Origin of the sequence: Labrenzia sp. OB1, from assembly GCF_001624695.1 — a bacterium.
In the GTDB taxonomy this organism is placed as follows: Bacteria; Pseudomonadota; Alphaproteobacteria; order Rhizobiales; family Stappiaceae; genus Roseibium.
This window is the reverse complement of record NZ_JSEP01000006.1, coordinates 217684-244312: the sequence shown is the minus strand read 5'-3', so window position 1 is coordinate 244312 and position 26629 is coordinate 217684. Positions and strand designations below refer to the sequence as shown.

Annotated in this window: 21 protein-coding genes; 12 read left to right on the top strand and 9 right to left on the bottom strand. The window is 59.2% G+C overall.

All coding sequences use genetic code 11. From position 1 onward, the window contains the following. From OA90_RS10555 to lptF, 4 genes are all read right to left on the bottom strand, one after another. A complete protein-coding gene (locus OA90_RS10555) occupies positions 1-921 on the bottom strand; it encodes a peptidylprolyl isomerase (RefSeq protein ID WP_082836966.1) in 921 nt (306 codons plus the stop codon). Positions 922-1132: 211 nt separating this feature from the next. After that, positions 1133-3376, bottom strand: coding sequence for an LPS-assembly protein LptD (locus OA90_RS10550; RefSeq protein WP_208986075.1), 2244 nt, complete (start codon positions 3374-3376; stop codon positions 1133-1135). 141 nt (positions 3377-3517) lie between these two features. Further along, a complete protein-coding gene (lptG, locus tag OA90_RS10545) occupies positions 3518-4609 on the bottom strand; it encodes an LPS export ABC transporter permease LptG (protein WP_208986074.1) in 1092 nt (363 codons plus the stop codon). After that, positions 4609-5784: an LPS export ABC transporter permease LptF gene (lptF, locus tag OA90_RS10540; protein WP_068410430.1), complete on the bottom strand. Its 1176-nt coding sequence runs from the start codon at positions 5782-5784 to the stop codon at positions 4609-4611. Before lptF ends, lptG begins: the two co-directional genes overlap by 1 nt. Positions 5785-6047: 263 nt before the next feature. Between lptF and OA90_RS10535 the strand changes: the two genes are divergently transcribed. The 3 genes from OA90_RS10535 (at position 6048) to OA90_RS10525 (ending at position 9107) form a co-directional block, all read left to right on the top strand. Beyond that, positions 6048-7547, top strand: coding sequence for a leucyl aminopeptidase (locus tag OA90_RS10535; RefSeq protein ID WP_068410427.1), 1500 nt, complete (start codon positions 6048-6050; stop codon positions 7545-7547). 667 nt (positions 7548-8214) lie between these two features. Continuing rightward, a complete protein-coding gene (locus OA90_RS10530; protein ID WP_068410424.1) occupies positions 8215-8667 on the top strand; it encodes a DNA polymerase III subunit chi in 453 nt (150 codons plus the stop codon). A gap of 47 nt (positions 8668-8714) precedes the next feature. Then, a complete protein-coding gene (locus tag OA90_RS10525; RefSeq protein ID WP_068410421.1) occupies positions 8715-9107 on the top strand; it encodes a rhodanese-like domain-containing protein in 393 nt (130 codons plus the stop codon). Positions 9108-9122: 15 nt separating this feature from the next. Here OA90_RS10525 and OA90_RS10520 read toward each other — a convergent pair whose 3' ends face one another. From OA90_RS10520 to OA90_RS10510, 3 genes are all read right to left on the bottom strand, one after another. Next, a complete protein-coding gene (locus tag OA90_RS10520; protein ID WP_068410418.1) occupies positions 9123-9821 on the bottom strand; it encodes an HAD family hydrolase in 699 nt (232 codons plus the stop codon). Further along, positions 9821-11704 (bottom strand): ABC-F family ATP-binding cassette domain-containing protein, encoded by a 1884-nt coding sequence (locus OA90_RS10515; protein ID WP_068410416.1) that lies wholly within the window; start codon positions 11702-11704, stop codon positions 9821-9823. The genes OA90_RS10520 and OA90_RS10515 overlap by 1 nt, the downstream gene beginning before the upstream one ends. Before the next feature lie 192 nt (positions 11705-11896). After that, positions 11897-12775 carry a DUF4344 domain-containing metallopeptidase gene (locus OA90_RS10510; protein WP_082836965.1) on the bottom strand — a complete coding sequence of 293 codons (879 nt, stop codon included), beginning with the start codon at positions 12773-12775 and terminating at the stop codon, positions 11897-11899. A gap of 238 nt (positions 12776-13013) precedes the next feature. Between OA90_RS10510 and ndk the strand changes: the two genes are divergently transcribed. The 4 genes from ndk (at position 13014) to OA90_RS10490 (ending at position 19996) form a co-directional block, all read left to right on the top strand. Further along, positions 13014-13436 carry a nucleoside-diphosphate kinase gene (gene ndk, locus OA90_RS10505; RefSeq protein WP_068410413.1) on the top strand — a complete coding sequence of 141 codons (423 nt, stop codon included), beginning with the start codon at positions 13014-13016 and terminating at the stop codon, positions 13434-13436. 322 nt (positions 13437-13758) lie between these two features. Then, positions 13759-14205, top strand: a complete 447-nt coding sequence (locus OA90_RS10500) for an EF-hand domain-containing protein (protein ID WP_068410715.1) — start codon at positions 13759-13761, stop codon at positions 14203-14205. A gap of 122 nt (positions 14206-14327) precedes the next feature. Next, positions 14328-16424: a molybdopterin oxidoreductase family protein gene (locus tag OA90_RS10495; protein WP_068410409.1), complete on the top strand. Its 2097-nt coding sequence runs from the start codon at positions 14328-14330 to the stop codon at positions 16422-16424. Between the two features lie 191 nt (positions 16425-16615). Next, the gene (locus OA90_RS10490; protein WP_068410407.1) at positions 16616-19996 is read left to right on the top strand and encodes a hypothetical protein; all 3381 of its coding nucleotides are present in this window, start codon (positions 16616-16618) and stop codon (positions 19994-19996) included. An 87-nt stretch (positions 19997-20083) separates the two neighbouring features. Here the strand turns inward: OA90_RS10490 and OA90_RS10485 are convergent, their stop codons facing one another. Continuing rightward, a complete protein-coding gene (locus OA90_RS10485; protein WP_208986073.1) occupies positions 20084-20371 on the bottom strand; it encodes a hypothetical protein in 288 nt (95 codons plus the stop codon). Positions 20372-20506: 135 nt separating this feature from the next. Here OA90_RS10485 and OA90_RS10480 point away from each other — a divergent pair, with 135 nt between their 5' ends. Continuing rightward, the gene (locus tag OA90_RS10480) at positions 20507-21145 is read left to right on the top strand and encodes a 5-formyltetrahydrofolate cyclo-ligase (RefSeq protein ID WP_068410713.1); all 639 of its coding nucleotides are present in this window, start codon (positions 20507-20509) and stop codon (positions 21143-21145) included. Positions 21146-21204: 59 nt separating this feature from the next. On the opposite strand, the gene OA90_RS10475 is transcribed toward OA90_RS10480, so the two are convergent. Then, positions 21205-22278 carry a tartrate dehydrogenase gene (locus tag OA90_RS10475; RefSeq protein ID WP_068410709.1) on the bottom strand — a complete coding sequence of 358 codons (1074 nt, stop codon included), beginning with the start codon at positions 22276-22278 and terminating at the stop codon, positions 21205-21207. A gap of 317 nt (positions 22279-22595) precedes the next feature. Between OA90_RS10475 and OA90_RS28515 the strand changes: the two genes are divergently transcribed. From OA90_RS28515 to OA90_RS10460, 4 genes are all read left to right on the top strand, one after another. Continuing rightward, positions 22596-22811, top strand: a complete 216-nt coding sequence (locus OA90_RS28515; RefSeq protein WP_156510452.1) for a hypothetical protein — start codon at positions 22596-22598, stop codon at positions 22809-22811. Positions 22812-22828: 17 nt separating this feature from the next. Beyond that, complete coding sequence (locus OA90_RS10470; RefSeq protein ID WP_068410401.1) at positions 22829-25024, top strand: ABC transporter ATP-binding protein/permease; 2196 nt, start codon at positions 22829-22831, stop codon at positions 25022-25024. Then, a complete protein-coding gene (locus tag OA90_RS10465; RefSeq protein ID WP_082836964.1) occupies positions 25021-25632 on the top strand; it encodes a histidine phosphatase family protein in 612 nt (203 codons plus the stop codon). Before OA90_RS10470 ends, OA90_RS10465 begins: the two co-directional genes overlap by 4 nt. Before the next feature lie 125 nt (positions 25633-25757). Further along, the gene (locus OA90_RS10460) at positions 25758-26543 is read left to right on the top strand and encodes a hypothetical protein (RefSeq protein ID WP_068410395.1); all 786 of its coding nucleotides are present in this window, start codon (positions 25758-25760) and stop codon (positions 26541-26543) included. The last annotated feature ends 86 nt before the right edge of the window (positions 26544-26629 follow it).

Here is a 26629-nt window from a genome sequence, read left to right as displayed (position 1 = left end):
TCAGCGATAGATGATGGTCGCGCGGCGGCGGATTTCCATCAGGTAACGGCGGGACTGGCTTGCGCCTTCCTTCGCACGCAACTCATTCTCGAGCTCGGTACGCACGGCGATATCCGACGCGATTTCCCGCTTTCCGCAAAGTGCGATCATTTCATAGCCGACAGGCGTGGTATTCGGTTTTGTGAGTTTGCCGATCTCCAGCTTCTCGATTTCCGTGCGCAGGTTCTGCGGCAGTTCCGTCTCAAGCCGGCGTCCGATCGGCTGGACCACCACCTCGCTGAATTTCCCCAGCACGGGGCCAGCGTCATCGCAGTTGTTGAAGGCAGCGCGGATCTGGTTGCTCTCCTGTTTGCGCTTGGACTTGAAACCGCCCGAGGCATTCTTCGGCACGACGACGATGACGCGCTTGAGATCGTATTCGATCGACTTCTGCCGGTCTTCCTCATCGGTCTTCTTGAGCGCCGCGATAATATCGGATTCGTCCACATCGATATTGCCGCTGAACCGGCGGCTCAGGATCTGGTTCCACGCGATTTGCGCCTTCAGGCGGTCCTTGAGCGTATCCGGTTTTACGCCGCCGCTGCTCAGCGCCTTGGAAAGCTGCGAGGGAGACATTTTCACGTTGCGGGCGATGTTGTTGAACGCATTGTCGACCTCGGACTGGCTGACCTCGACGCCGACTCGGGCTGCCTCGGCCAGCTTGACCTGATCGTCGATCAGTTCCTGTTCCGCTTCCCGCTTTGCAATCGAGGCCGATTTGCGCTGTGTCAGCGTGATCAGCCGTGACCGCTGCGCGATGTCATAATCAGTGATGGGAGTATCGTTGACGATGACCTTGATCGCAGCGGATGCCGATCCGGAAAACGGGACCGCCATAACCAGCGCGAGGCTGAAGAAAACCGGGACGAAACGAAGTCGCATTGTCTAACCCATCCGTGCTGACCCGCAGCCAAACCGAAATTGGAACGTGACGCGGTGTTAGTGGAATCGCCTCACGTTCTGATGTGTCTTTGATCAGTTGTGTCGCATATTGCGGTCACAAATTCAAAGGTTCCGCGCATCATGCCTTATTTCGTGGCGGCAAGATGTCTTTGCGGAAATCACAGGTATGCTCTGATATTGTTTAAACAACCTAGTTCAGAGCGCCGCTCGAAACCTGCGTATTGCCGATGGTCCTGAGACCTATGCGGAAATACAGGGTGCGGTCGACCTCGTCGCCATCGTTACGGCTGCGATCCTCGGCATAGGAAACCGACAGGGAAAAGCCTTCATCGTCATAGCCTACCCCGAAGCCGTCCTGAACGATGTCGTTGTTTTCCAGATCGTAACGCATCGATCCGAACACCCGCCAGTTTTCCTGCAGCCGCAGGCTCGCCGAGCCCAGAAGCTCTTCGCGGGGATCGTCGATGCCGACATCCGGCTGGGCATTCAGGAAAGCGTAGGCGAGGGTGGAAACCACCGGGCCGTAGATGCCGGTAGCCTGCGCCTGCACACGGTTGACCGAGAAATCGTCCTTGTCCAGCCGCGCCTGCGCGCCGAGTTTCACGCCGTATTGCGTGTCCAGATAGAGGCTGCCGACGTAATCGGACAGAGACGTGGCAAGGCCTGAATCCTCGGTTGCCCCCAGGATATCGGGCACTGCGTAGGAATTTTCCCCGGCCAGTTGGTAGGACCGGCCGAACAGGCCGCTGATGTAGTAGCCGCTGTCCAGCTGAAGTTTGTAGTTCAGTCCGACATTCAGGCGCGTACCGCCTTCGGCGCGGTCAAAACCGGAAAACTTGTCGTAGTCGAACAGGGTGGTGGTGTCGAAGACGATACTCTGGGCGTCGTCGTTCGGAAGTTCTCCGATGCGCTGCTCGTTCGGACGGGCAACGATCTGCGCGATCGGCTCGACAATCTGGTTGCCGCCGTTGAACGTGGCGATGAAGGGGTAGCGGTATTCCAGGCCGATGGCCGGCATGGCCCGACCGACAAAACTCTCTCCGGTCAGGGCTGTCACGTCGGAATCGGGCGAGGCCAGGAAAAACAGGTCGCCGCGCATATAAGCGAAAGGGGTGAAGGACTGTCCGAGCGGATCGACAAAGGTCCGGCGCCAGTTCCCCTTGAGAGACAGACGGGAAAATGTTCCGTCGACACCGCGAAATTTCGCCGTTGTACCGCCGTTGATGGAAAAGGCATCCGTCTCGTCGCGGGTGAGCGACGTGAAGTTGGCCGTCAGCGCGAGTTCGCCCGCCAGGACAGGATCGGCAAAGACATAGTCATAATCGATCACAGGAAGGACAAGCGGCTGTTTGTCCTGCAGCGAACTGCCGACAGGGGAAAATCCGTTCGCGTCGAACTCGCTGTCGGTATAGTCCTCCTGGGAAATCTGGAACGCATAGGCGCGCACTGTCAGCGCGTTGCGGTCCGTCTTTCCTTCCAGATAGATCTCCGAGGTTTCGCTGTTGTCGCCGAAACTGGTGAACGAATAGTCCTGAAAAAACGCACGGTCGCTCTTGTAGGTGAGGTTCCAGCCGAGGGTCCAGTCCCGCGCAAGGCTGAAGGCCGCTTTCGAATTGACAGCGCCGCGCCAGCGGTCGTCTGCCCTGGAAGTTGAAAACTCCCCGGGACGTGCCTGGAAAAGCCCTGCGGCGGACAGGCTGACCTGACCGGCATGGAACCTGTGACGGTACTCCACGTCGCCGAACAGCCCTTGCGTGGTCAAGGGCGTGAGTGTGGTCGTCAAGTCGTAATACGGGTCGAGCGCCCAGTAGTAGGGAACGGTCACGCCATAGCCGAGCTTGTCCGAAACGATACCGCTCGGCATGAGAAAACCGGACTTTCTCTTGATCGTGGGATCCGGCATCGACAAATAGGGCATGTAGGCGATCGGCTGGCCGTAGACCTCGAAGGCGGCGTTCTCGAACCGGATGATCTTTTCCTGCTGATTGTGGATGATCTTCTCGGCCCTGACGCGCCACAGAGGCGGCTTGTCCGGTGGCGTGGTCGGCTTGGTATAGACCGTGTAGACGCCGTTCTCGATGGTCGTGACGTTATCGCCCTCGCGGCGCGCCTGTTCGGCCAGGAACCGCGTGCGCTTGGTTGTGTCGATCTGAAGGGCTTTGGCGAAGCCTTCCGAAAAATCTTCCGACAGGGTCAACTTTTCGGTGCGCACGACATTGCCGCTTGTGTCGATGAAGATGACGTTGCCCATCGCCTTGAGCTGTTCGCTCTTGCGGTCGAAGACAATCTGATGCGCCTGCACGGTGTTGCCGTCGTAATAGACCTGAACATCTCCGGTCGCGACGATCAGGTCCCTGTCGAAATCATAGGTGAGTTCGCTGGACTCCAGCAGCAGATTGGCATCCGGGTCGATATCTCCGGAAATTCCGCTCACCAGCTCCTGGGCATGCGCAGGGACCGTTACCCCATGACAAAGGGTTGCTGCAGCAATGGCGAAAGCGCTCGCCGCCACCAGCTGCCTGCCCCTTACGGACCAAATCTCCGTGTTCAGGAAAAACGGAAAAGACATAGACCTTTACCCGTCTTCCTGATGCAAGAGAATCGTCAACCCCATTAGTACTCCAAATATTCCAGGCGCCCACGCAGCCACTGTCGGGGGCACGATACCCGCCCCCCCGAAGTCCTTGGCAAGCTCGGTTAGAACGTAAAGCACGAACCCGGAAAGGATTCCACCCAGAATCATGCTCCCCAAACCGCCAAACCGCGAAACTTTAAGGGAAACTGCCGCTGCTATCAAAATCATGGCCACCAAAAGAAGCGGTCTTGCCAGCAAGGTTTGATACTGCAGATTGTACCGGTAGGCGGGTAACCCTGCGTTTCTGGCCAATTCGATGAAACGGGGCAGTTTCCAGAATGAAATCGATTCGGGGGAACCGATGCTTTCCCGGACTTCAGTCGCGGTCAGAAACGTGCTGACCTCATAACGGCCATAAGTCTGGGGATCCTGTTCGGTCGTGTAGACGATCGCGTTATCCAGATACCAGATCTCGTCTCCCAGGCGGGCCTCATCGGACTCGATCCGCTCCCGGAACGTGCCATCCTTGTCAAAAGTGAAGATCGTCACGCCGACCAGGCGGGTGCCGCCTTCCAGAAGTTTCTTCGCCAGCAGAACCGATTCTCCGTCAAGCCCGTCCTGGCGAACCCACACGTCGTTGGAGGTTTGCATCAGGAAGCTCTCCTCCGCTCCGAACAGACCGGTGGCGACTTCGTCCGATTTTTGCTGAAACCAGACGGCAACGGGATTGTAGACTGTCACGGAGAGCACGCCGAGCACGATGCCGACCATGATCGCGGGCAGGGAAAACTGCCAGACGGAAATGCCGGAAGCCCGGGTGACCACCAGTTCCAGACCGCGGCTCAACGTCACGAAGGCCGCGATGGCGCCGAACAGCACTGTAAACGGGATTACCTGTTCCAGAAGCAGCGGCACGCGCAGGGCGGAAATAAGTGCCACGCGCAGGACGGTAAAGCCTTCGCGGTCGCCACCGCGCCGCACAAGCTCCAGAACGTCGAACAAATAGATCAAGACAGCAGCGAACAGGAGCAAGCCGAGGATTGCCTTCAGGAAACGTCCTGAGAAATAGACCGAAAGGGTTCCCCCGAGCATTATGCCAGGCCTCCCTTCAGACGGTCGGTTATGGCATCGACCCGCTCATGAATGGCCAGTTGAAGAGAGGTCAGCCATTTGGGTTCGGAGCCGCGCTGTTCGCGGAAGATGGACATGAGCGCGAATGCCGATCCGGCGGCGGGAACAAGGTAGAGCAGGCCCAAAAGCGCGGTGGAGCTACCCGAAATTGCCGTAACCCCGAAACCCGCCGTTCTCAATAGCACACAGGCGCAGATCGCTCCGACGACCGCCAGGCCCCGGCTATGACGCGTCGTGCGGGCCTTTCCGAGAAAAGCGAAGACAATCAGACCGAAGGCAAGACAGTAAAGTGGCTGGCTGAAGCGTTCATGCAGCTCCGCGGTCAGCTTTTCGGGATTCTTGAGGGCATAGTCGTCACTGCCCGGCGGCGACATAAGGTTGGCCGTTGTACGTTCACTCGCCTTGTAGACCGGCTCGCCGGCTTCGGGAATGAGATTGGATAGGTCGAAGGCGTAGGACTGGAAGCGGACGATGGAGATGTCGCCCTGTTTCTTGGGGCGGCGCTGGATGGTGCCGTTTTGCATGACCAGAAGTGTCCTGTCGGCCGCTTCGACGATCAGGCCGGTATCGGCCTGATAGGTGAATGCGGTTTCCTCATCCCGTGTGTCATGCAGCAAGAGCCCGTCCAGGGTTCCCTTTCCCGACCGGTTGCGGATATGGAAGGTCAGGCCGTTCTCCACGGTTATGAAGCGGCCCGGCTTGACGATGTTGGCCACAAGATCTGCCCGTACCCGGGTGATCTCCGTTCTGAGCTGGGCAAGGCCCATCGGCGCAAAATACAGCGACATTGCGGCTGTCAGCATCATGACGACCGTCGAAAACAGGAGGACGGGTTTGAGAACCAGAAAGCGCGAGCCGCCACTGGCATCAATGACGATAAGCTCGCTATCGCCTGACAGGGCGTTCAGTACCAGAATGAGGGCGATCATCAGTGCGAAGGGGGCAACGATCACGATCAGAAAGGGCAGTGCCAGAATCGTTATTCCGATGAACTGAACGATGGTCTGGCCTTTCGACGTGACCAGATCAAGCTGACGGAGGGCTTGCGTTGCCCACACGACACCCGTCATCGCGGCGATTGTGAGCGTGAAGGCGTAGGCGGTCCGGCGGACGATGTAACGTTCGATCGTTTTCATAAAGATGCCGGACCATGTCCCTTGTAACCATGACGATAATTCAGCTCATCACCGAATAACACGGAATGTGGTGAACGGCCCATGAATAAGAATGGTTAACTTGCATTAAATTTTATCCCACTTGCCCAAAAGCTGATGAAACCCCATGATTTGTAGACAAGATCGCAATCATTGGAGCCTGCCCCTAGGCGGCCCCGGGCGGTTTTCACCTGCAGCCGCCTTTCCCCGACAGGGTAACCATCTGCAACAAATAGGACCTACGAATGATCAAACTTGCGAAAACCTCATTTTCAAAAGCCGATGCTCCTAAGAAGGGCGTGGCCGTGATTCTGGCCGGCGAGGAGCTGGCCCTGGGCGCGGTTGCCGGTGAGGTTGTTTCCGGTCTTGAGGGGGGATTGCAGCGTGCCGCCGGGATCGCCGGTTTCAAGGGGCAGAAGAAATCCAGTCTGGATCTGGTCGCGCCGGCCGGTCTTGGCCTGGACCGTTTGATTGTCTTCGGCATCGGCAAGCCTGGCGACCTGAGCAGAGACGACTGGCGCGCATTCGGCGGTGCTGTCTTCGCTGAACTGCAAAAAGCCGGGGTGGATGCCGCGACCGTCCTTCTGGACACCCCCGAGGGGACGGCGCTTTCCGCGCAAGAGGCCGCGGAATTCGCAATGGGCGCCAAGCTGCGTTCCTATACATTCGACGCCTACAAGACGAAGAAAAAAGGCGACGACAAGGACAAGGATCTCAAGCTCACATTGTCGGTTCCGGATCTGAAAGGCGCAAGGAAAGCCTGGGCCTCAGCGGAAGCTGTGACCGACGGCGTGATTCTGGCGCGTGATCTGGTGAACGAACCTGCAAACATTCTCGGGCCCGTCGAATTCGCCAAAAAGGCGGAAGAGCTCGGAAAGCTGGGCGTCGAAGTCGAGGTGCTCGGCGAAAAGGAAATGAAGAAGCTGAAGATGGCGGCGCTGCTCGGCGTCTCCCAGGGGTCTGTTCGTCCCCCGCGTCTGGCGGTGATGCGTTGGAACGGCGGCAAGAAAGGCGACGCGCCGGTGGCTCTGGTCGGCAAGGGTGTCGTCTTCGACACGGGCGGCATCTCCATCAAGCCCGCCGCAGGCATGGAAGAGATGAAGGGAGACATGGGCGGGGCGGCAGCGGTCGTTGGCGCCATGCACGCCATCGCCGGCCGCAAGGCCAAGGCCAATGTGATCGGCGTCATCGGTCTTGTTGAAAACATGCCCGACGGCAATGCGCAGCGGCCCGGCGACATCGTCACGGCCATGTCCGGCACCACCATCGAAATCCTCAATACGGACGCGGAAGGTCGTCTCGTGCTGGCCGACGCACTATGGTACACCCAGCAGAAATACAAGCCGGCCATCATGATTGATCTGGCAACCCTCACGGGTGCGGTGCTTGTCGCACTCGGCAACCAGAATGCGGGACTGTTCTCCAACAACGACGATCTGGCCGACAAGCTGCTGGCCTCGTCACAGGCGAGCGGCGAACCTCTCTGGCGGCTGCCGTTGTCAAGCGACTACGACAAGATCATCGACACGCCCAACGCGGATGTGAAGAACACGGGCGGCCGCTGGGCCGGTTCGATCACGGCGGCGCAATTCCTTCAGCGTTTTGCCAATGACGTGCCCTGGGCGCATCTGGACATCGCAGGAACGGCCTTTGGCGCGCCGAAGGACGAAATTTGCCAGAGCTGGGCGTCCGGCTACGGTGTGCGCCTCTTGAACCAACTCGTGGAAGATCACTACGAGGGCTGATCGTCAGGGCCGACCGAAGAAAATCAAAAGGGGCGTGTTCCGGCAGGACGCGCCCTTTTTTTGAACAGGATCATAGCCGCTCAGGCGACCTTGGTTTCCACAGGACGGGGCCGAGCCGTGAAGCCGGAAAACTTTAAGGGCATGACCCGGAGAAGGAGAGGGAAGGCAGGACCTGAGTGCCGAAGGGCGCCCGGTCGCTTCAAGTCAGATGGGGGAGGCTCGTAAAAAAGAAAAACCCGCCACGAGGACGGGTTTAACGAAGTACTGGACCGATGCGTTCAGCAGGTCTTGTAAGCCTGACAGGCTGTGGCCGGTTCGACCAGAAACCCCATTCCAACAGTTGCGCCGGCAACGACGGCCACCAACGCACAAAACACAACAACACGTGCAAGCATTCACAAAATCCCCTTTTAAGCCGGTTCGGAATAACCGCTCGCCAGCTCAAATCACCTGATCCATTGATCGTCCCCGGGACGAAATCTAGCCAATCGACATTTGCGAAGGGTTAATGATACGAGTCTTGTTGTCTGTCCATGCCGCGCGTGCCACCAAATCCATTTGGCGTCCTCGTTGTTGCATGACTGCATCACCTTCCCCCGCTGCCATTGGATAACTTACGGGCACCGGCGGGAAACGCCTTAACTGAAACAAGGTTCCGCTTTCGTAGATGACAACTGAAGTCGTGTTTTATCACCTGCTGCACCAACCGCTCGAGGCGGCGCTGCCAAAACTGTTGCTGAAATGCCTGGAACGGGACTGGAAGGTCGTGGTGCAGACCGGATCCGAAGAGCGCTGCAGCGCGCTCGATGCGCATTTGTGGACCTTCGCCGATGACAGCTTCCTGCCCCATGGTACCAAGGCAGATGGCCACGCCGAACATCAGCCGATCTACCTGACGGCCGAACAGGATAATCCCAACGCCGCGGAGGTCCGCTTTCTGGTGGACCGTGCGCCGCCGCCGCCGCTGGCAACCTACACAAGGGCTATCTACATGTTCGACGGCAACGACCAGGACGCCGTGCAGGAAGCCCGGATGCGCTGGAAGGAGGCAAAGAACGAGGGATTCGAAATCGCCTACTGGCAGCAGACCCAAACGGGCGGCTGGGAGAAGAAAGCCTGAAACTGGCTACCCGGTATCATGGCTGGACGGAAATCTGAGAGGAATGCATGAACAGACTGAGGCTGTCTTCGCAAGAGCTGGTGAGATCTGCGAAGGCCCGGATCGAGGAAATCGAGACCGGTGACGCAATTGCCCTTCACGGTGATCCGCAGGTGGTGTTTGTCGACCTCCGCGACATACGCGAACGGCAAAGATCCGGTCTCATCCCCGGAAGCTTCCATTGCCCGCGCGGCATGGCGGAATTCTGGGTCGATCCGGAAAGCCCGTATTTCAAGGAGATTTTCGGCGAAGACAGGCGTTTCATCTTCCACTGCGCTTCCGGCTGGCGCTCGGCCCTGACCGTAGCAACGCTGAACGACATGGGGTTCAAGTCAGCCCATCTGAAGGACGGCTTTACCGACTGGGTGGAAAAGGGCGGTCCGGTGGAACGGAAAGACTGACTTAACGCGTGTACGCTAATTCAGCCGCGCCAAAAGCTGCGGCACCTTACCGATGTGGTCGACACGGTGGAACCTGTCTTGGCCTTGCGGCTCGTCCGCTTCTTCCAGCTCCCAGGTGATCTCGTAAGGCACATGAACGCCGTAAGCCCCGGCCTCAAGAGCCGGCAGAATGTCGGACTTGAGGGAATTGCCGACCATCATCGCCTCGGTCGGCCCGCTCCCGTGACGGGAAAACAGGGTTCTGTAGGTCTCGGCGTTCTTTTCAGAAACGATCTCTATCGCGTCAAAACAGACATCGAGACCGGACGCGGTGACTTTCCGTTCCTGGTCGAACAGGTCGCCCTTGGTGATCAGCACAAGCGCATAGTCCTTGCCGACGGCTTTCAGTGTCTCTTCCACATGGGGCAGGGGCTCGATCGGATGGTTGATCATGTCCCTCCCGGTTTCGAGTATCTCCGAAATCACGTCGGCCGGCACCCGCCCGTCCGTGACCTCGATCGCGGTCTCGATCATCGACAGGGTAAAACTCTTCGAACCATAGCCGTAGTGAAGCACGTTGCGCCGTTCCGCAGCCAGAAGGCGCTCGGAAAGGTGGCTCTTGTCCGAATAGTCGGCGAGCAGCGAAGCGAACCGGTCTTCCGTTAGCCGGAAAACTCGTTCGGTGTGCCAGAGAGTGTCGTCGGCGTCGAAACCGAGTGTGGTGATCGCGGCCATCAGCCTACGGCCTCATACTCGGCGGAGAGTTCCAGCCACTCTTCTTCCGTTTTCACCAGTTTCTTTTCGCAAAAGGCGCGTTCCTTGGCGAACTTGGCGGCCCGCTGCGGATCGAGGGCGAAAAATGCCGGATCGGCGAGAGCCTTGTCGAGCTTGGCGATTTTTTCCTGCAGCCGGGCGATTTCCTTTTCGGCGACGGCGATCTTCAGCTTCAGCGGTTTCAACTGGCTGCGCTTTTCAGCCGATCCCCGGCGCTTTTCCTGAGCGGAGGCTTTCTCGGCTTCTTCAGCCGCCCTGTCCCGGGCCTTGCGGGCAGCCTCCGGCCCTTGCAGGATCAGCCGCCGGTAGTCTTCCATGTCGCCGTCATAAGCTTCAACCTTGCCGTCGGCCACCAGCCACAACCGGTCGGCGCAGGCTTCCACAAGATGCCGGTCATGGCTGATCAGGACCACGGCGCCCTGAAACTCGTTCAGCGCCATCACCAGCGCTTCACGGCTGTCGATATCCAGGTGGTTGGTCGGCTCATCGAGAATAAGCAGATGCGGCCCGTCGAATGTGGCCAGGCCGAGAAGCAACCGGGCCTTTTCGCCGCCGGAAAGGTCTTTCGCCGGGGTGTCCATCCGGTCGGTGGGCAGGCCGAAACGGGCGACCCTGGCGCGTACCTTTGCCTCCGGCGCACCCGGCATCAGCGCACGCACATGCGCCACGGCGTTTTCCGCCGGCTTCAGTTCGTCCAGCTGGTGCTGGGCGAAAAAGGCAATCTTGAGCTTTGACGCCCTGGTGATCTCGCCGCTCATCGCGCCAAGCCGGTCGGATATCAGCTTTGCGAATGTCGATTTGCCGTTGCCGTTGGCCCCCAGCAGCGCGATCCGGTCGTCCGTATCGATATTGAGTGTCAGCCGGGAGAGGATTTTCGTCTCGCCGTAGCCGGTCGAAACGTCCTCGAGCTTCAGGATAGGTGGCGCAAGCTGCTGTTCGGGGTTTGGAAAATGGATCGGCTTGCTGCTTCCCTCCGTCAGGGCTGCGATCGGCTGCATCTTCTCAAGCATCTTGAGCCGGGACTGGGCCTGCCGGGCCTTGCTGGCCTTGTAGCGGAACCTGTCGACGAACGCCTGCATATGCTTGCGCTGGGCGTCCTGCTTTTCCTTGGCTTTTCCAGCAAGGATCAACGCTTCGCGCCGCTGACGGTCGAAACTGTCGTATCCGCCCGTATAGTAGGTCAGCTTACCGCCTTCCAGATGCACGATGCTGTCGACGGCGTTGTTGAGAAGGTCCCGGTCGTGGGAAATCAGCAGCACCTGGTGCGGATAACGGGCAACGTAGTTTTCAAGCCACAGTGTACCTTCCAGATCGAGATAGTTGGTCGGCTCGTCAAGCAGCAGCAGGTCGGGTTCGGAAAACAGCACCGCCGCCAGCGCCACGCGCATGCGCCAGCCGCCGGAGAAGGACGAGCAGGGCCGTTGCTGGGCTTCGGCATCGAAGCCGAGGCCGGACAGGATCGTCCCCGCGCGTGCTTCGGCGGTATGCGCATCGATATCGGCAAGGCGGATGTGGATCTCGGCGATCTTGTTCGGATCTGTTTCCGTTTCGGCGTCCGCGAGCAGACGGCTGCGCTCCTTGTCGGCGGCAAGCACCACTTCCATCAGCGTTTCTTCGGTGCCGGGCGCTTCCTGGGCGACCTGGCCGATCCGGGCACGTTTGGGGATCTGAACCGAGCCGGTCTCGGTGGACAGATCGCCGGTGACAATTTTGAAAAGGGTGGATTTGCCCGCACCGTTTCGTCCCACGAGGCCGGTTTTGGCCTTGCCGGGCAATGTGACGCTGGCGTTTTCGATCAGGAGACGGTCCCCGATCCGGAAGGTGACATCTGTAATTTGCAACATGGGCCGGATATTTGGCGAAGCGGGCGCGAGGATGCAAGCGGAAAGCTTGGCTTTACCCCATCATGTCGCGGGCTGTGGCTTTGCTGCACGCGTCACCGGCAGCCACACCCGCGGTCACGGCACTGGAATGGCGGAGAAGTGGGTGCAGGCTGGATTCATGCTTGGCGGACAAGGCTCTTCAGACTGCGCAGCTCATTCTTCCTCGTAAAGCAGACCCAGATAGAGATCGGCGAAAGCGCCGAGCAATTCGTGGCACAGGATGACCTCCCGTATTTCCGGGTCCCAGAAAGCATTGTCCTCGCCGCAGGAAGCGGCGCGGAAGGTGATATCCTGGGGGATCTCGTAGCGTGTGTCGAATTCCCTGGCGACGTCCTCCAGCAGCTCGCTGGTCTTCAGGAACTGTGCGAGGATCTTCAGTCCCTCCGGAGCCGGCTCGTGAACAGCCTTGATCCGGCCGGCCGGAGTATTGCTCTCTCGTGCGAAGGACGCGGTTGCGAGCCGCCAGGATTCAGAAGCTTGCGCGTAGTCGAAGGCGCAACTTTCGATCCGGTCCTCCGGAAGGTCCAGCTCCTGGGCAAGATCCATGAAGGCTTCCTCGTCGGCTCCGACCATGAGGCACAGCATCCTGAAACCGCGCTGCAGATCCAGATCGTGCTCATCGTAGAAGACCATGTTCTCGCCGGTGCTGTCGGCCATCAGGAACCAGCCGGTCATCGCATCCTGAAGCATCAGGTCCACGTCGCTCGTTTCGGTTTCCAGCATGGTGACCGTCGCAAGATTGTCGACGGCGTCTTCTTCCTGGGCCAGCACCGGCAGTTCGAGTACGGAGATCAGCATGTGTCCACCCTCATGATAGAGGGTGTGCAGCGCATTTCCGGCGACGAACAACAGCAGTTCTTCCCGCTCTTCGGCGGAAAGATCCGCAAGGTCTTCCTCAAGGGTGGCGTAATAGCTCTCGGTGACCTTCGCATCCGTCCGGATCGGCGCTGCCGCGAAGCATATCAACAAGACGAAAGTGACCCTGCTCGCAAGCGTTGCGAAGCGTCCGAAAATCGCGGCCAGCGTTGTCATTCGATACTCAATCCGTCTTGACGTCCGGCCGAATTGTTCAGCCCCCAAACACACAGATTAGGCCGCGCGTGCTGCCAATGCCAGTAAACTTCCGTAAGGGAGGAATAGGTGAACACCGTATTGTCTTGCCGCTCCCCCTTGCGGGCCGCGCAGGCCCCCGGTATGAAGGCCGCGAAATTCATGAATGAGCCGGCCCTGCAGATCCGCCGGGCGCTCCTGTAACGAGAAAGACGAAACCATGGCGATTGAACGCACGTTTTCCATGATCAAGCCGGATGCAACCAAGCGCAATCTGACCGGCGCAATCACCGCCAAGCTGGAAGAAGCCGGCCTGCGCGTTGTGGCCTCCAAGCGCGTGTGGATGTCCCTACGTGAAGCGGAAGCCTTCTACGCGGTTCACAAGGAACGGCCTTTCTTCGGTGAACTGACCGAGTTCATGTCCTCCGGCCCGACCGTTGTGCAGGTTCTGGAAGGCGAAAACGCCATCGCAAAGAACCGTGAAGTCATGGGTGCCACCAACCCGGCCGAAGCGGCCGAAGGCACCATCCGCAAGGCCCATGCCCTGTCCATCGGTGAAAACTCCGTGCACGGCTCCGATGCACCGGAAACCGCTGCAGAGGAAATCGCCTTCTGGTTCTCCGGCGTCGAACTCGTCGGCTGAAGGTTTTAAGGACATTTTGTCGAAAGCCGGTCCCTCGGGGCCGGCTTTTTTCGTTTGCCATCCGAGCATCTGTGGGCAATCAGGATTTGCGCGAGGTTTGGTTGCAGACCCTGATGCGTTACAGGCCGTTACACATTCTTACGAATGCACGACAGCATCCCAGCGGCGCATCTCCCATCTTCAGTATGTCGGGAAATGGAACGGGAGAAGGACCATGCGCTCGGGCAACGCTGCCTGCCTGGCGGTGAATGGTCCCGCCTCAACGTCCCTTTTTTTGGACATAATATTCATACTTTCGAATCTTGTAAATAAAGGTGATGCCATGAAAACCTCTGTACTCGCGATAGCCGCGCTGATGACACTGACGGCAGTTCCCACGGTACTGGCCGGGGACCGTCCGGGAGCGCATTTCATCGAGAACTGGGATCTGAACAGCGATGGCGAGGTGACAGCGGAAGAGGCGCGGGAGCGGCGGAGCGATGTTTTCGCAAGTTTCGATGCCAATGAGGACGGCTATCTGGATGCGGAGGAATACGAGTTGTTCGACGAAGCCCGCGCCCAGGACATGGCTGACAACGAGCCGGCTCGTATGGGACGCGGAGCGCGCAATCCGGCAAATGGCATGCGTCTTGAGGTCAACGACATTGACGGCGACGGCAAGGTCTCCGAGGAGGAGTTTCTGGACAACGCGCCTGACTGGATCGCGAGGATCGACCGGAATGGCGATGGCGTGGTGTCGCTGGTAGACTTCGGACCCCGCGGAAAGTGACGGGTTTTCCGGTCAGATCCGCCGCAAGGCCAGTTGATCCGGAAGGGCTCTGCGGTGTGTCTCCGGACTTGACAGGCGCCTGAAGGGCAGGGAACTTGCCCGCTCACTCCGATTGGACCGAGATGACCCAGCAGCCGCCAGAAACCGCCTTTTCCGCCTGTCCGCATGACTGTCCGTCGACGTGCGCTCTCGATGTGCATCTCGATCCTGACGGCAAGATCAAACGCCTGAACGGGGCTAGGGACAACACCTACACGGCCGGAGTCATCTGTGCCAAGGTCGCCCGCTACGCGGAGCGGCTCTATCATCCGGACCGCCTGCTGAAGCCGCTGCGCCGGTTGGGCGCCAAGGGCGAGGGCAGGTTCGAGGAGATCTCCTGGGACAGCGCTCTCGACCTGATCGCCGAGAAGTTTCTCTCAGCCGAGGCCGAATTCGGCGCGGAGAGCGTTTGGCCCTACCACTATGCGGGAACCATGGGGCTGGTCCAGCGCGACAGCATTCACCGGCTGCGCCACGCCAAGGGCTATTCGCGCCAGTTTGACAGCATCTGCACCAACATCGCCTGGACCGGATATGTCGCCGGCACGGGAAGGCTTGCCGGGCCCGACCCGCGCGAGATGGCGGTCTCCGACCAGATCGTCATCTGGGGCACCAATCCGGTTGCCACCCAGGTCAACGTCATGACGCATGCGATCTCGGCGCGCAAGAAACGCGGAGCCCGGATCATCGTCGTCGATGTCTATCGGACAGAGACGATGAAACAGGCCGATATTGGCCTTATCGTCAAACCCGGTACCGACGCTGCTCTCGCCTGCGCGATCATGCATGTTCTCTTCCGCGATGGTTTCGCCGACCGGGACTATCTCGAAAAATACACCGATTGCCCGGATGACCTGCAAGCCCACCTTCAGTCCCGGTCGCCGGAATGGGCCGCCGCGATCACCGGGCTTGAGGCTTCTCAGATCGAGGACGCGGCGCGGCTGATCGGCGAAGTGAAAAAGACCTATTTCCGGCTCGGCTACGGCTTTACCCGGTCGCGCAACGGCGTGGTTGCGATGCATGCCGCCAGTTCTATCGCCGCTGTCACCGGCGCATGGCAATACGAGGGCGGCGGCGCCTTTCACAACAACGGCGCCATCTATGAACTCGACAAGGAGATGATCGAGGCCGGATCGCTGAAAGATCCTGCCGTGCGGGCCCTCGATCAATGCCTGATCGGCCGGATACTGACCGGCGACGAAACAGCCTTGCTCGGCGGTCCTCCGGTCAAGGCCATGCTGATCCAGAACACCAATCCGGTGTCGGTTGCCCCGGAACAGGACCTGGTCAAACAGGGCTTTGCCCGCGAAGATCTGTTCACCGTGGTCCACGAACAGTTCATGACCGAAACGGCGAAAATGGCCGACGTCGTCCTGCCGGCCACGCAGTTTTTGGAGCATGACGACATCTACAAGGGCGGCGGGCACCAGTACCTGATACTGGGGCCCCGGGCGGTGGAGCCGCCGGAGGGTCCGCGCGAAAACATATTTGTTATCAACGAGATCGCTGGCCGTGTTGATTCAAGACCTCACCCGGGGTTCGATATGGACGCGCGCGACCAGATCGCCTGGATGCTGGAAAATTCCGGTTACGGAACACTTGAGGATCTGGAGGCGGGCAAATGGATCGACCTGCAGCCGGATTTCGAGACCGCGCATTACCTGAAAGGCTTCGGCCACGTCGACGGCAGGTTTCACTTCAGACCGGGCTGGGGCCACTCCGTCTCGCCCAACAGACCGGAAGGCGGCCCTCTCGGCCCCTGGACCGGCATGCCCGAACTGCCCGATCAATGGGACAGCATCGAAGTCGCCGACGAACAGCACCCGTTCCGCCTTGTGACGGCTCCGGCACGTTCTTTCCTAAACTCGACCTTCAACGAGACGGACAGTTCGCGGAAAAAGGAAGGCCGGCCAGAAGTCTGGCTGCGCCCGCAGGACGCGTCCCGCTTCGGCATCTCCGACGGTGCGAAAGTGAAAATGGGCAGCCGGCGCGGTGTGGTTACGTTGCACGCCCGTCTCGTCGAAACGCTTGCCCCTGGCACAGCCATCTCCGAAGGCATCTGGCCCAACGAGGCCTTCGAGGACGGCAAGGGTATCAACACGCTCACCGGCGCCGACCCGGTGGCGCCCTATGGCGGCGCTGCGTTCCATGACACGGCCGTGTGGGTGAGGGCGGTTTAGGGAACGGACGCAATGGTCCCGCGGCGCATTGCCCAGGTTCATGAAACAACCTAAGATTTAAGGGGGATTGGAGCTTGGCCCGCCTATTGAATCGGCGGGTGTCGTTGCACGTCAACGATGGGTTCTCCCTGTCGGGACATCGATGAACAGATGTCGCCAAGTCGCAGCAATGTGACGCCTGGGAGAGGCCGATGAAAACACTCGTTTCTGCCATTGTGATGGTCGGTTTCGCATTTTCCGCACAAGCCGAGATCTGGTGCGACGCCACTCCGCCGAGCCCCTACAACACGGTGTCCGGGCTTATGCCGACGGAAGGGACGTTCGAGGGCACGACATGCGCGGAACTTGAAGCGCGGCTGAAGACCCCGGGCGCAACACAGCCGTCCGGCGAAAAGTCGGCGCCTGAAGTCTACGAAAACCTGGTCAGCCTGTTCTTCATAAACATGTGCCACCGCCGTCTGGCGCCCATCGAGGCTGGAAAACCCGCTGATGAGGGCTGGTATCGCGACAAACATGTACGCCAGTTGGGACCGGAGATGGCAACCGGTGTGACCTTCGGCACATCTGGATCCGGTACCTGGCAAACCCATCAAAGCGCGTTTCATTCACCTGCGGTGATCTGGTACAACCAGATCGCGTTTGACTGGATCTCCACGTTCAGGACCGGGGAAGAAACGGGCTACAGTTTGCCGGACCACCCGATGCCCGATGGCGCGATCATCGTGAAGGAAATGTATTCCGCGCCCGCCAGCGTGTGCCAGGATCGCGATCCCATGACGCTTTTCCCCCAAAGCGGCATTGCATTCATGGTGCGCGATGCCGAGGCAACGCAGGACGGCTGGTACTGGGGCTATTACGGCTTCGCCCTTGGCGACACCAAGGCCGAGGCGCAGAACAACTTCGCAACGCAAACCACGAAATTCAGCCCCGGGGCGACCACGCAGAACGTTTCCGCCAACGATTGGCCGGCGATTAATCGCGGTCCGCCGGCGATGGGCTTTGGACAGTATTGCCTGAATTGCCACGCTTCCGCCGTCGACAATTCGACCTTCTCCAGCATGCACAACCTGCAACTCGGCAAAGGCAAGCCGAAGAGCTATCTGACCAACGCCTGGTTCGACGTTCAGGTGATCAGTGACCCGGCCTCCCTGACGCCTTCCAAAACGGCCCGCTCGTCAGAGACTGACGGTATTGAGAACGGCCATAAACTGCGCGCTTTCCTGTCCACTCTCGAAGGATCGCAGACTGCAGGCGAGACAGCAGCGGCAGGCCCGGTCTCCACGTATCTGTACAACAAGACCGCGGTTCCCGAGAATGCGGACGATGTCAGCATGGTCAGTGCGACCTACGACACGGCGGCAGTCTTTTCCGGTGAACTGACCGATGCCAGCGAATACCTGACATCGGATCAATGCGGTGGCTGCCATGATGCTGGCGGCACGGGCATGCAGTTTGACATGACCCAGCCGCTGAGCGTGGCGGAGCACACGCGATTGCAGGAAAACGCGGGCAAGGACGCGTCCGTGCCGTATCTTTACAATTATTCGCCCTATGCCACCTGGCGCACCTCTCCGATGGGTCTGGCCGGACGCGACCCGATCTTCTTCGCGCAACTGGCCTCCGAGACGAAAACCTTTCACCCAGGCACCTATGACAACGGCAAGAAGAGCGTGCCGGACTTCATCGAAAACACCTGTCTGGGGTGTCACGGAATTTCAGGCCAGCGTCAGTTCCAGATCGACACCTATGATGCATCGACCGGCACCTGCGAAGAGTTCACCCGCGATGACGTGGACGTCATTCCAGCGGAATTCGACGATATGGCTGCACGCCACGCGGGCCTCGCCAGGGACGGGATCAACTGCACGTCCTGTCACAGGATGGATTTTTCCGACGCAACCGTTGCCGGTCATGGCGATGACGACGGTGGATCGAAGGCAATCGAGACACGCAACGCCTGTGTGGAGCAGCGCCAGAAGACGTTCAGCCAGAACGGCGACGGCAAACCTGCCAACACCAACTTCGCGGCCACCTTCACCGGCAGCTTCAAGGTTGGTCCGGCCACGGAAATCAACGGCCCGTTTGGTGGACCTGACGATCCGGCTGGAGAGATCAAACCCGTGCCGATGCAGAACGCTCTCGGGATCACGCCGAAGTATCACGAAGGATTCAAGGATTCTGTCGTCTGCGGCTCCTGCCACACGGTGCATTTGCCCGTCCTGGGCGAGACGAACCCCGACGCGGAGAACCTGAATATTCTCGGCCATGTCTACGAACAGACAACCTATCCCGAATGGGCCTTCAGCGATTACCGGTCCGGCAAGTTGCTGGGAGTGGATCTGCTGGGCAAGGACGACCGGGGCAGCAGGTCCGAGGAGTGCCAAGGCTGTCATTTGCCGAGCAAGACCCCGGATGGCCAGGACTTCGTCAGCAAGATCGCCAGCATCCAGGAACGTACGAATTTCCCGGTTTCCGATTATGTCGAACCGGCAGAGGATGTCGATCTGCCCTACCGCAAGGGCTTCGCCAAACATTCGCTGGTCGGGCTGAACATGTTCCTTGTGGAGATGGCGGACAAATTCCCGAATGTGCTCGGTCTTCCCTCCTTGAGCTCGATGCTCGTGAACAAGGGCCTGAATCCGGCCGATCTGACGAAGCTTGCAATGCTCGACAATGCGAGGAACGCTACGGCGGCCGTCGAGGTTACACAGAAGGTGTCCGCACCCGTCAACCCCTCGACGGGAGACCCCTATGGCAACGCCTATGAGGTGACGGTGACCAACCTGACCGGACATAAATTTCCGTCCGGGGTCGGCTTCCGGCGCGCCTTCATCGAGTTTTCCGCCTACGACGAGGCCGGCAAAGTGCTGTGGCAATCGGGGGCTGTGAACCCGGCCGGGCAAATCGTCAATGCGCAGAAAGACCCGGTTGCCGGGGAGGTCTGGTGGACCAGGCAGTGTGAACGCCCCGACAACTGGAAAGATCGGCCGCATCAGCCGCACTATCAGCTGATCACTGAGCAGGATCAGGCGCAGGTCTACCAGGAACTGGTCAGCACGCCGCCGGAAAATGCCACACCGGCAAGCTGCGGCCATGACGCCACGCCGGCCGGTACGCTGACAACCAGCTTTTTGTCGATCTGTGCGGAGGTCAAGGACAACCGGCTTTATCCGTCCGGTTTTCTGCCGCTGGCGCACCGGATCGAGATCGCGAAGGCCCTTGGAGCGCAATCGGACCTTGCGGAAGACACGACGGCGCTGGGCGTGACCGACGCCGGAGGCGTCATCGATCCTGACTATGACGCCGAGGGGCCGCAGAAGATCGCCGGCGCGGACAGCCTGACTTATGCCTTCGATCTGCCCGGCGCGGCTGTTACCAGGGTCACCGCACGGCTGCTGTATCAGGCAACGCCGCCCTTCTACCTGCAGGACCGCTTCTGCACCGGGAAGGACAGCAAGGATACGAACCGGCTGCTGTATCTGGCGGAGAACCTTGTGGGCGACGACACGCCCGAGATCAGGGATTGGGTCCTGCAGGTCGGCTCTACGGCAGAGTACAGCACCGCGCAGTAGGGTCGGGGTGGCCATGCACACATTGCGCAAGAGCTCCTACGTTCGTGGTGTCCGGCGACGAGGTTCTGCTGGTCGCCGTCACTGCAGCTATCTCCGGTCCATCACCTCAACCGAAAGCGCCGTCGGCAAATGCCGGGCTATTTCCTGCCAGCTGTCGCCCTCGTAGAGGCTCGCGAAGACCGAGCCGGAGTTTGTGCCGAAATAGAACCCGGCCGGGTCGCGCGTATCGCCCGCCATTGCCTGGTAAAGCACGGTGAAGAAACAGGCTTCCTGGGGCAGCCCCTGGCGTTTTGCTTGCCAGGTCTTTCCACCGTCCGCCGACGATACCGTCTCAGTTGCGGCCGCCATCGGCCGAGTGCCAGACTCCCGCGCCATGCGGTCCTCCACACACTTTCGACCAATTTTATCACGAAATGGGCGGATGGCACGCCTTCACTTTTGGGGGCTTGCAGCAAAATTGCGCGCCTGACAGCATGTGAAAATCGGTTGTGCAAGAACCCGGAAAAGCAGATGAGCGAAGAGGAAGACCGTCCCGGAGATCCCGTCTGCTACGCCTGCAAGATCGTCGCCGGACACATCGTCGATCCGCAGACCTTCAGGGATGTCAGCCGTTTCCGCAAATCCGAACGCACCCGCCTCATGGAAAGGCGGCGGCGGATGGACAGCGCCGAACGACGGGAGAAGACCGACGCGCTGATCGCCAACCTGCACCGGTTTCTCGAAAACAGAACCTTCGGGAAAATCGCTGTCTACTGGCCCATTCGCGGCGAACCGGACCTGCGGCCCCTGATGACGGATCTCTGTGATGCGGGCCGGACCGTCTTTCTTCCCGTTGTGATCGCGAAGGAAGCTCCGCTGCAATTTCTGCCCTGGCGCCCGGGGTGTGAGATGACGCGCGGGATCTGGAATATCCCTGTCCCCGCCACGGGCGAGGCCGAGACGCCGGATATCATCCTTTCGCCGCTGGTCGGCGTCGATGACGACAATTTCCGCCTTGGTAACGGGGGCGGATACTACGACCGCACCCTTGCAGACTTCGACAGGAAACCCCTGATGCTTGGCGTAGGCTTTGAATTCTGCCGCATGCCGACGGTTTTCCCCTTGCCCTGGGACATCGCAATGGATGGTGTCGTGACCGAAGCGGGATGATCCTCAGGGACGGCCCGCAATGATCGTGAAGAGTGCCGGGAAACCGGTCGTCTCCACGCTCAGATGTTTTCGCTGCGAATGGCCTCGCACACTGCGTCGGTCACCTCCTGCGTCGTCGCGTTGCCGCCGACATCGGGCGTCAGAATGCCGTCTTCGCAGACCTTTTCCACCGCACGCATCAGCCGCTCCGCGGCGTTCGTTTCGCCAAGATGGTCCAGCATCTGCGAAGCGGTCCAGAACGTGGCGACCGGATTGGCGATGCCATTGCCCGTGATGTCGAAGGCCGATCCGTGAATGGGTTCGAACATTGAGGGAAAGCGCCGCTCCGGGTCGATATTCGCGGTTGGGGCGACGCCGAGGCTTCCGGCCAGCGCCCCTGCCAGGTCCGAAAGGATATCGGCATGCAGGTTGGTGGCGACGATTGTGTCGAGGCTCTTGGGGTCCTTGACCATGCGGACGGTCATCGCGTCGACCAGCATCTTGTCCCAGGTCACATCGGGAAATTCCTGCGAGACCTCGGCTGCGATCTCGTCCCACATGACCATTCCGTGCCGCTGCGCGTTCGACTTGGTGACCACAGTCAGGAACTTGCGGGGACGTGACTGCGCGAGGCGGAAGGCATAACGCATGATCCGCGCGATGCCGGCCCTTGTGAAGATCGCGACTTCCGTACCGACTTCTTCGGGCAGCCCCCTATGGGCGCGCCCGCCATGCCCTGAGTACTCGCCTTCCGAGTTTTCGCGCACGATCACCCAGTCGAGATCACCAATGCCGACCCCCTCAAGCGGAGACGATATTCCGGGAAGGATTCTCGTCGGGCGCACATTCGCATATTGGTCGAAACCCTGGCAGATGGGCAGGCGCAGCCCCCAGAGGGTGACATGATCCGGAACGTCAGGTGCTCCGACCGCACCGAAAAAGATCGCGTCGAAGGCCTTCAACTGTTGCGTGCCGTCCTCCGGCATCAAGGTGCCGGTGCGCTTGTAACGCTCCGAGCCCCAGTCGAAAGGAGTCACATCCAGCGAGAAGCCGCCGTCCCGGCGCGACAGGGCCTCAAGGGCCTGCAGGCCGGCTGCGATGACCTCGGGGCCGATACCATCAGCAGGAATGGCCGCGATCTTGTAGTGCTTCATGGGTTGTGTCCGTTCATTCATCGCCGTTTTTGTGTCTGGCGTGCCGATGATACTGACAGTTTTGACATGTCGCACCCTCTTTCCTGAAAACACTCATCCGGCAATGCAAGCCTGTGAAAAGGCGGGACTGATGAAAGAATCTCTTCTGGTCGGCTGGTCCTTCTGCCCCCTTTTTGAGGAGACGTTGGTAGCCAAAGCTCATTCAAAATACCCGGAAAAAGGGCATTTCCGGAGACTGTAAATCAATTGTTGTGCAACTATGAGGCGACTGATACAGTGATAATCATGTCAATACATGTGTTCGATGGAGTGAAAGTATGGTTCCTTTCTGGGCATTCATTGCAGGTGCTGGTGCAGCCATAATATTCCAGTCACAATTTAAGAAGTCAGGAAAAACAATATTACGAAGCGCCGCAAGGGCAACAAATTCGGCGGCAAAGAAATTCAGTGAGATGCGCGAAGATTTCGATGATGTCCTTGCGGAAGAAAGCGTTGAAAACGTAAAAACGTCGCGATCGAAAAAACAAACCTGATACGACCGGGGTAACAAATGTCGCACCGAGTCGAAGCCGCGATCGAAGATATCGAAATTGTCTTTAGCATCGCGGGGCGCACCCGGCTGTCCGTTCCGTGGATTGAGGGCGATGCCAGGTTGGCATCGCAAATTGTGGCTGAGCTCGAGGCAATTCCCGCGATATTTGATGTCAAGGCAAGTACGCTCACCGCGCGCATTCTCATTTTGCATGACGAGATGGTCTCTGCCGAGGACGTAAGGCAGCTGTTGCCGGTTCCGGACATTTTCAAAAAAAACGACCACGCAACCACTGCGGATTGGGTGACCTCCGTAGGCGTCGGCGCTGTAGGGATCGTAGGGCTTGCAAGTCTGACGGCCAGTCCGATTTGGTTGACGGCGGCCGGGATTGCATCGCTTGTCTGGACCGCTCAGCTGGTCAGACAACAGATTGAGGATGCCTTTCAGACCGAACCCGGCAACGACGAAGACGGCAATTTCCTGATGCAACTGACAGGGGAGCTGTCTTCGCATCGGAGTGACCTTTCGGTTGCCGCACTTTGCGGCGCGGGAGCCGTTGCGCTTTCTCTGGCGCGCTTCGGTGTCGTTGCGCTCTCGATCAACAAGGCAACCCTGGGTCTCGTGGGAGGCGGATCTGCCGGCGCGCTCGTTTTCGTCCACTACGGACTGCTGACCATGGGGCTGACGGCCCTGCAGAGCGCATTGGAGTACGCAGGCCAGCGGCGATGGCGAAAGGCCTCGCAGGACATGCAGCGAAGGTTGAAAATCCAATGCTATGCGCGGATCCAGGGAGCTCCGCTCGAATATGTCGACAAGAAGGGGTCCGGCGAACTGGTCGCGACGCTGACGAGCGACATCAACGCCATCGAGGATTTTTTCGAAGCGGGCTGGGAAGGCTACCAGATCGTCATCAACGGCGCTGCTATCTTTGCCATCTTTTTCACCACGGTTCCGGTGATGGGCTGGCTTTCTTGCATGGGCGTGCCCTTTGTCTTGTGGAGCATGACAAGTCTTCAGAAAAAGGCGGTTCCCAGATACGAGAAAGTCCGGGCGAGTGCCGGCACGCTGGCGACGGCGGTCGAGACGAATTTGAACCGGCTCGAGACAATAAAGAGCTTTGTCGCCGAAAAGGATCAGACCGACAGAATTTCGGTTATGGCAGAAGAGGGCTGGCAGGCTGGAATAGATACCTCGAAGGTTTCGTCGGCTTTTGTTCCCGCACTGGAATTCAGCGTCATTACGGGCATCTCGCTGGCGATGGCGGGGGGAGGCGTCGTCACCGGGAGCACCATGTCGATTGGTGCCTATTCGACAAGTATCATGATGAACCGCCAACTGCTCTGGCCGATCACGCAGTTCGGTAGGTTGATGTCGACAGCCAATCGGTCGACCGCCTCTCTGCGGCGCATTTTCAGACACCTCTACGGTCCGGTAGAGCGTCTGGAACGCGGTGAACAATTGCGGCGCGCAGCCATAGCTGGTGACCTTCGTTATGATGAAATCACCTTTGGTTATGAAGAAGGCCGCCCGGTGTTCGACGGACTGTCGATCGATATCCCGGCCGGTCAGACAACTGCCATCGTCGGACCGACAGGTGCCGGGAAGAGCAGTCTCGTAAGGCTTCTGCTGCGCTTCAACATGCCCGAGACCGGGGACGTCCTGTTCGACGGCAAGCCGGTAACCTCACTTCAGTTGAAAGATCTGCGTGGCGCCATCGCGGTCGTCAGTCAGGACACTTCGTTGCTGACCATGTCCGTGAAGGACAACATCAGCTTGGGAGCGGCCCGCGACCAACCTCTCGAGAACATCGTCAGGGCTGCCAAACTCGCTTGCGCCCACGATTTCATTCAAAGGCTGCCCAGCGGATACGAAACAATCCTGGAAGCTGGCGGCAAGCTCCTTTCCGGCGGGGAACGCCAGCGGGTCGCAATCGCGCGGGCAATCCTGAAGGACGCACCGGTCCTCGTTCTGGATGAAGCAACATCTAGCCTGGACGGGAAAACTGAAGCGGAGGTTTTTGCCAATCTTTCAGAGTGTTACGCTCAGCGAACGGTCATGATGATTGCCCATCGCCTGAGCTCGGTAATGCATGCCGACCAAGTCTACGTTCTGGACAGGAGCGGGATCTGTGAATATGGCAAGCCCTCGGAACTCCTTGCAAGCAAGGGGATGTTCGAGGCGCTGTGGCGTATTCAGTCCCGAGCAGCGGGATGAGTGAGATGGGTATCCGGGTCCTCAGGTGTATTCGCCACGGACGCTCGGCCGCGAACTATGCGCACGGCCGGTTTCTCGGGACCGACCGCATGAACGCAGCCCTGGACAGTTATGATGAAGCCGGAATCGCCAGGCCGGAAAGAGTTCTGGTGCCGATAGCGGCTGACGCATCGGTGATCAGTTCGGACGCGCCGCGGGCTGTCGAAACTGCCGCGGCCGTGACAGGGCGGCCATCGGAAACAATCCACAAGGTGCCGCTCTTCCGCGAAGTCCCCTTGCCGAGATTCAAGAGCCGGTTTTTGTACCTGCCGCCGGGCGCATTCCTCGCCCTGGGGCGGGCGGGATGGGCGCTCGGCTGTCTGGAAGCTTCGGAAACCAGTTCCGAAACAAAAGCAAGAGTCAGGCAGGCTATTGCGTATCTGGATCGCAAATTCACCACCCATGTCGAAATCGTCCTTTTCTCGCACTGCTTCTTCATGCGCTGTCTTCAGTGGCAATTGAGCAAGCGGGGATGGTCGAGCGCTTCACTGCGTCCGTTCGGGTTTTTCGAGGAACGCACGATCAGATCGGATGGCGCGAAGATGGTCAGCAGGAAGGTAGCGTCATGAACTCAATTGTATCGGGAGCGCAGCAATCCTCCGGATGGGTTTGGGACTCCACGGTCGACTTCGGCACGACCTCCTTTCAGAACTCTTGGAGGCCATCGCCCAGCCCCAGATGGCAGAAGATTGCGATGGTGCGCGGCATCCCGGTGCAGGTGACCGACACTTTCCTGCTTGCTTCCCAGGACGAGGTGTCCCAGCCCGCATGGTTTGTTGCCGCCGAAGCCGATACGCCGGAGAGAGAAATTCTCAGGCGCGCGCGAGAACGCTACCAGTACGACCAGACCACCTATCAAATGAAGTTCATCTCCGCGTTCGGACAGGATGACTCCGGCGCCTTGATCCCCATTGGATGCGGCGGCGGGCGTCCCTGGATTACCCGGCATTATGAAAGCCGGTACTGGATGGCTGTCGGACGAATTCTTCTCATGCCGGAGCTCCGGGGAACCGGGCTGGCAGCGCATTTCATGATTCTCTTCCTTGAAGCCACTCAGGCATTGTTCGAGCCACTCAGGCTCGGATTCATTCACGAAACCAGGTCCCGGCACGTGCCGCATCTTTTGGCCTATGCCGAAAAATCCGGGCACCTCGCTTCGATCCGGCTTGGCCGCCGCCGGCGGCCGGCGGACGCTGATATCACCTTTATTTCGTTTTTTCCGAACATGCGGGAATGGGCGGCTGTTCAAACTTCGGTCGATCTCGGCGATGCCGAAATCTCTGCCGTCTCCGCCGACTTCATCGACACCGTACAGGATTTCTGGAGCGGGAATTGCGATGAGAAAGCCTGCTCAGGTCTGGCCGAGTTTTACGCGAAGCATGAAAATACAATCAAAGAAGATTTAGAAGATAGGGAAGTGCTGAAAATCTACTTTGATTTCATGGAAATGTTGAAGCACTGGGGCGTGCTTGAAGTTTAGATCCAGGGAGATTTCCAAATGCATATATTATTTCATATCGTACAACTCCCTTTTCCATCATGCGCTGAACCTCATCCTAAAGTCAG

Excerpts from the sequence above, each read along its gene's own strand:
- OA90_RS10555 (WP_082836966.1), bottom strand. The coding sequence starts at position 921 with ATGCGACTTCGTTTCGTCCCGGTTTTCTTCAGCCTCGCGCTGGTTATG.
- lptG (WP_208986074.1), bottom strand. The coding sequence starts at position 4,609 with ATGCTCGGGGGAACCCTTTCGGTCTATTTCTCAGGACGTTTCCTGAAG.
- lptF (WP_068410430.1), bottom strand. The coding sequence starts at position 5,784 with ATGAAAACGATCGAACGTTACATCGTCCGCCGGACCGCCTACGCCTTC.
- OA90_RS10535 (WP_068410427.1), top strand. The coding sequence starts at position 6,048 with ATGATCAAACTTGCGAAAACCTCATTTTCAAAAGCCGATGCTCCTAAG.
- OA90_RS10530 (WP_068410424.1), top strand. The coding sequence starts at position 8,215 with ATGACAACTGAAGTCGTGTTTTATCACCTGCTGCACCAACCGCTCGAG.
- OA90_RS10525 (WP_068410421.1), top strand. The coding sequence starts at position 8,715 with ATGAACAGACTGAGGCTGTCTTCGCAAGAGCTGGTGAGATCTGCGAAG.
- OA90_RS10520 (WP_068410418.1), bottom strand. The coding sequence starts at position 9,821 with ATGGCCGCGATCACCACACTCGGTTTCGACGCCGACGACACTCTCTGG.
- OA90_RS10515 (WP_068410416.1), bottom strand. The coding sequence starts at position 11,704 with ATGTTGCAAATTACAGATGTCACCTTCCGGATCGGGGACCGTCTCCTG.
- OA90_RS10510 (WP_082836965.1), bottom strand. The coding sequence starts at position 12,775 with ATGACAACGCTGGCCGCGATTTTCGGACGCTTCGCAACGCTTGCGAGC.
- ndk (WP_068410413.1), top strand. The coding sequence starts at position 13,014 with ATGGCGATTGAACGCACGTTTTCCATGATCAAGCCGGATGCAACCAAG.
- OA90_RS10500 (WP_068410715.1), top strand. The coding sequence starts at position 13,759 with ATGAAAACCTCTGTACTCGCGATAGCCGCGCTGATGACACTGACGGCA.
- OA90_RS10495 (WP_068410409.1), top strand. The coding sequence starts at position 14,328 with ATGACCCAGCAGCCGCCAGAAACCGCCTTTTCCGCCTGTCCGCATGAC.
- OA90_RS10490 (WP_068410407.1), top strand. The coding sequence starts at position 16,616 with ATGAAAACACTCGTTTCTGCCATTGTGATGGTCGGTTTCGCATTTTCC.
- OA90_RS10485 (WP_208986073.1), bottom strand. The coding sequence starts at position 20,371 with ATGGCGCGGGAGTCTGGCACTCGGCCGATGGCGGCCGCAACTGAGACG.
- OA90_RS10480 (WP_068410713.1), top strand. The coding sequence starts at position 20,507 with ATGAGCGAAGAGGAAGACCGTCCCGGAGATCCCGTCTGCTACGCCTGC.
- OA90_RS10475 (WP_068410709.1), bottom strand. The coding sequence starts at position 22,278 with ATGAAGCACTACAAGATCGCGGCCATTCCTGCTGATGGTATCGGCCCC.
- OA90_RS28515 (WP_156510452.1), top strand. The coding sequence starts at position 22,596 with ATGGTTCCTTTCTGGGCATTCATTGCAGGTGCTGGTGCAGCCATAATA.
- OA90_RS10470 (WP_068410401.1), top strand. The coding sequence starts at position 22,829 with ATGTCGCACCGAGTCGAAGCCGCGATCGAAGATATCGAAATTGTCTTT.
- OA90_RS10465 (WP_082836964.1), top strand. The coding sequence starts at position 25,021 with ATGAGTGAGATGGGTATCCGGGTCCTCAGGTGTATTCGCCACGGACGC.
- OA90_RS10460 (WP_068410395.1), top strand. The coding sequence starts at position 25,758 with ATGGTGCGCGGCATCCCGGTGCAGGTGACCGACACTTTCCTGCTTGCT.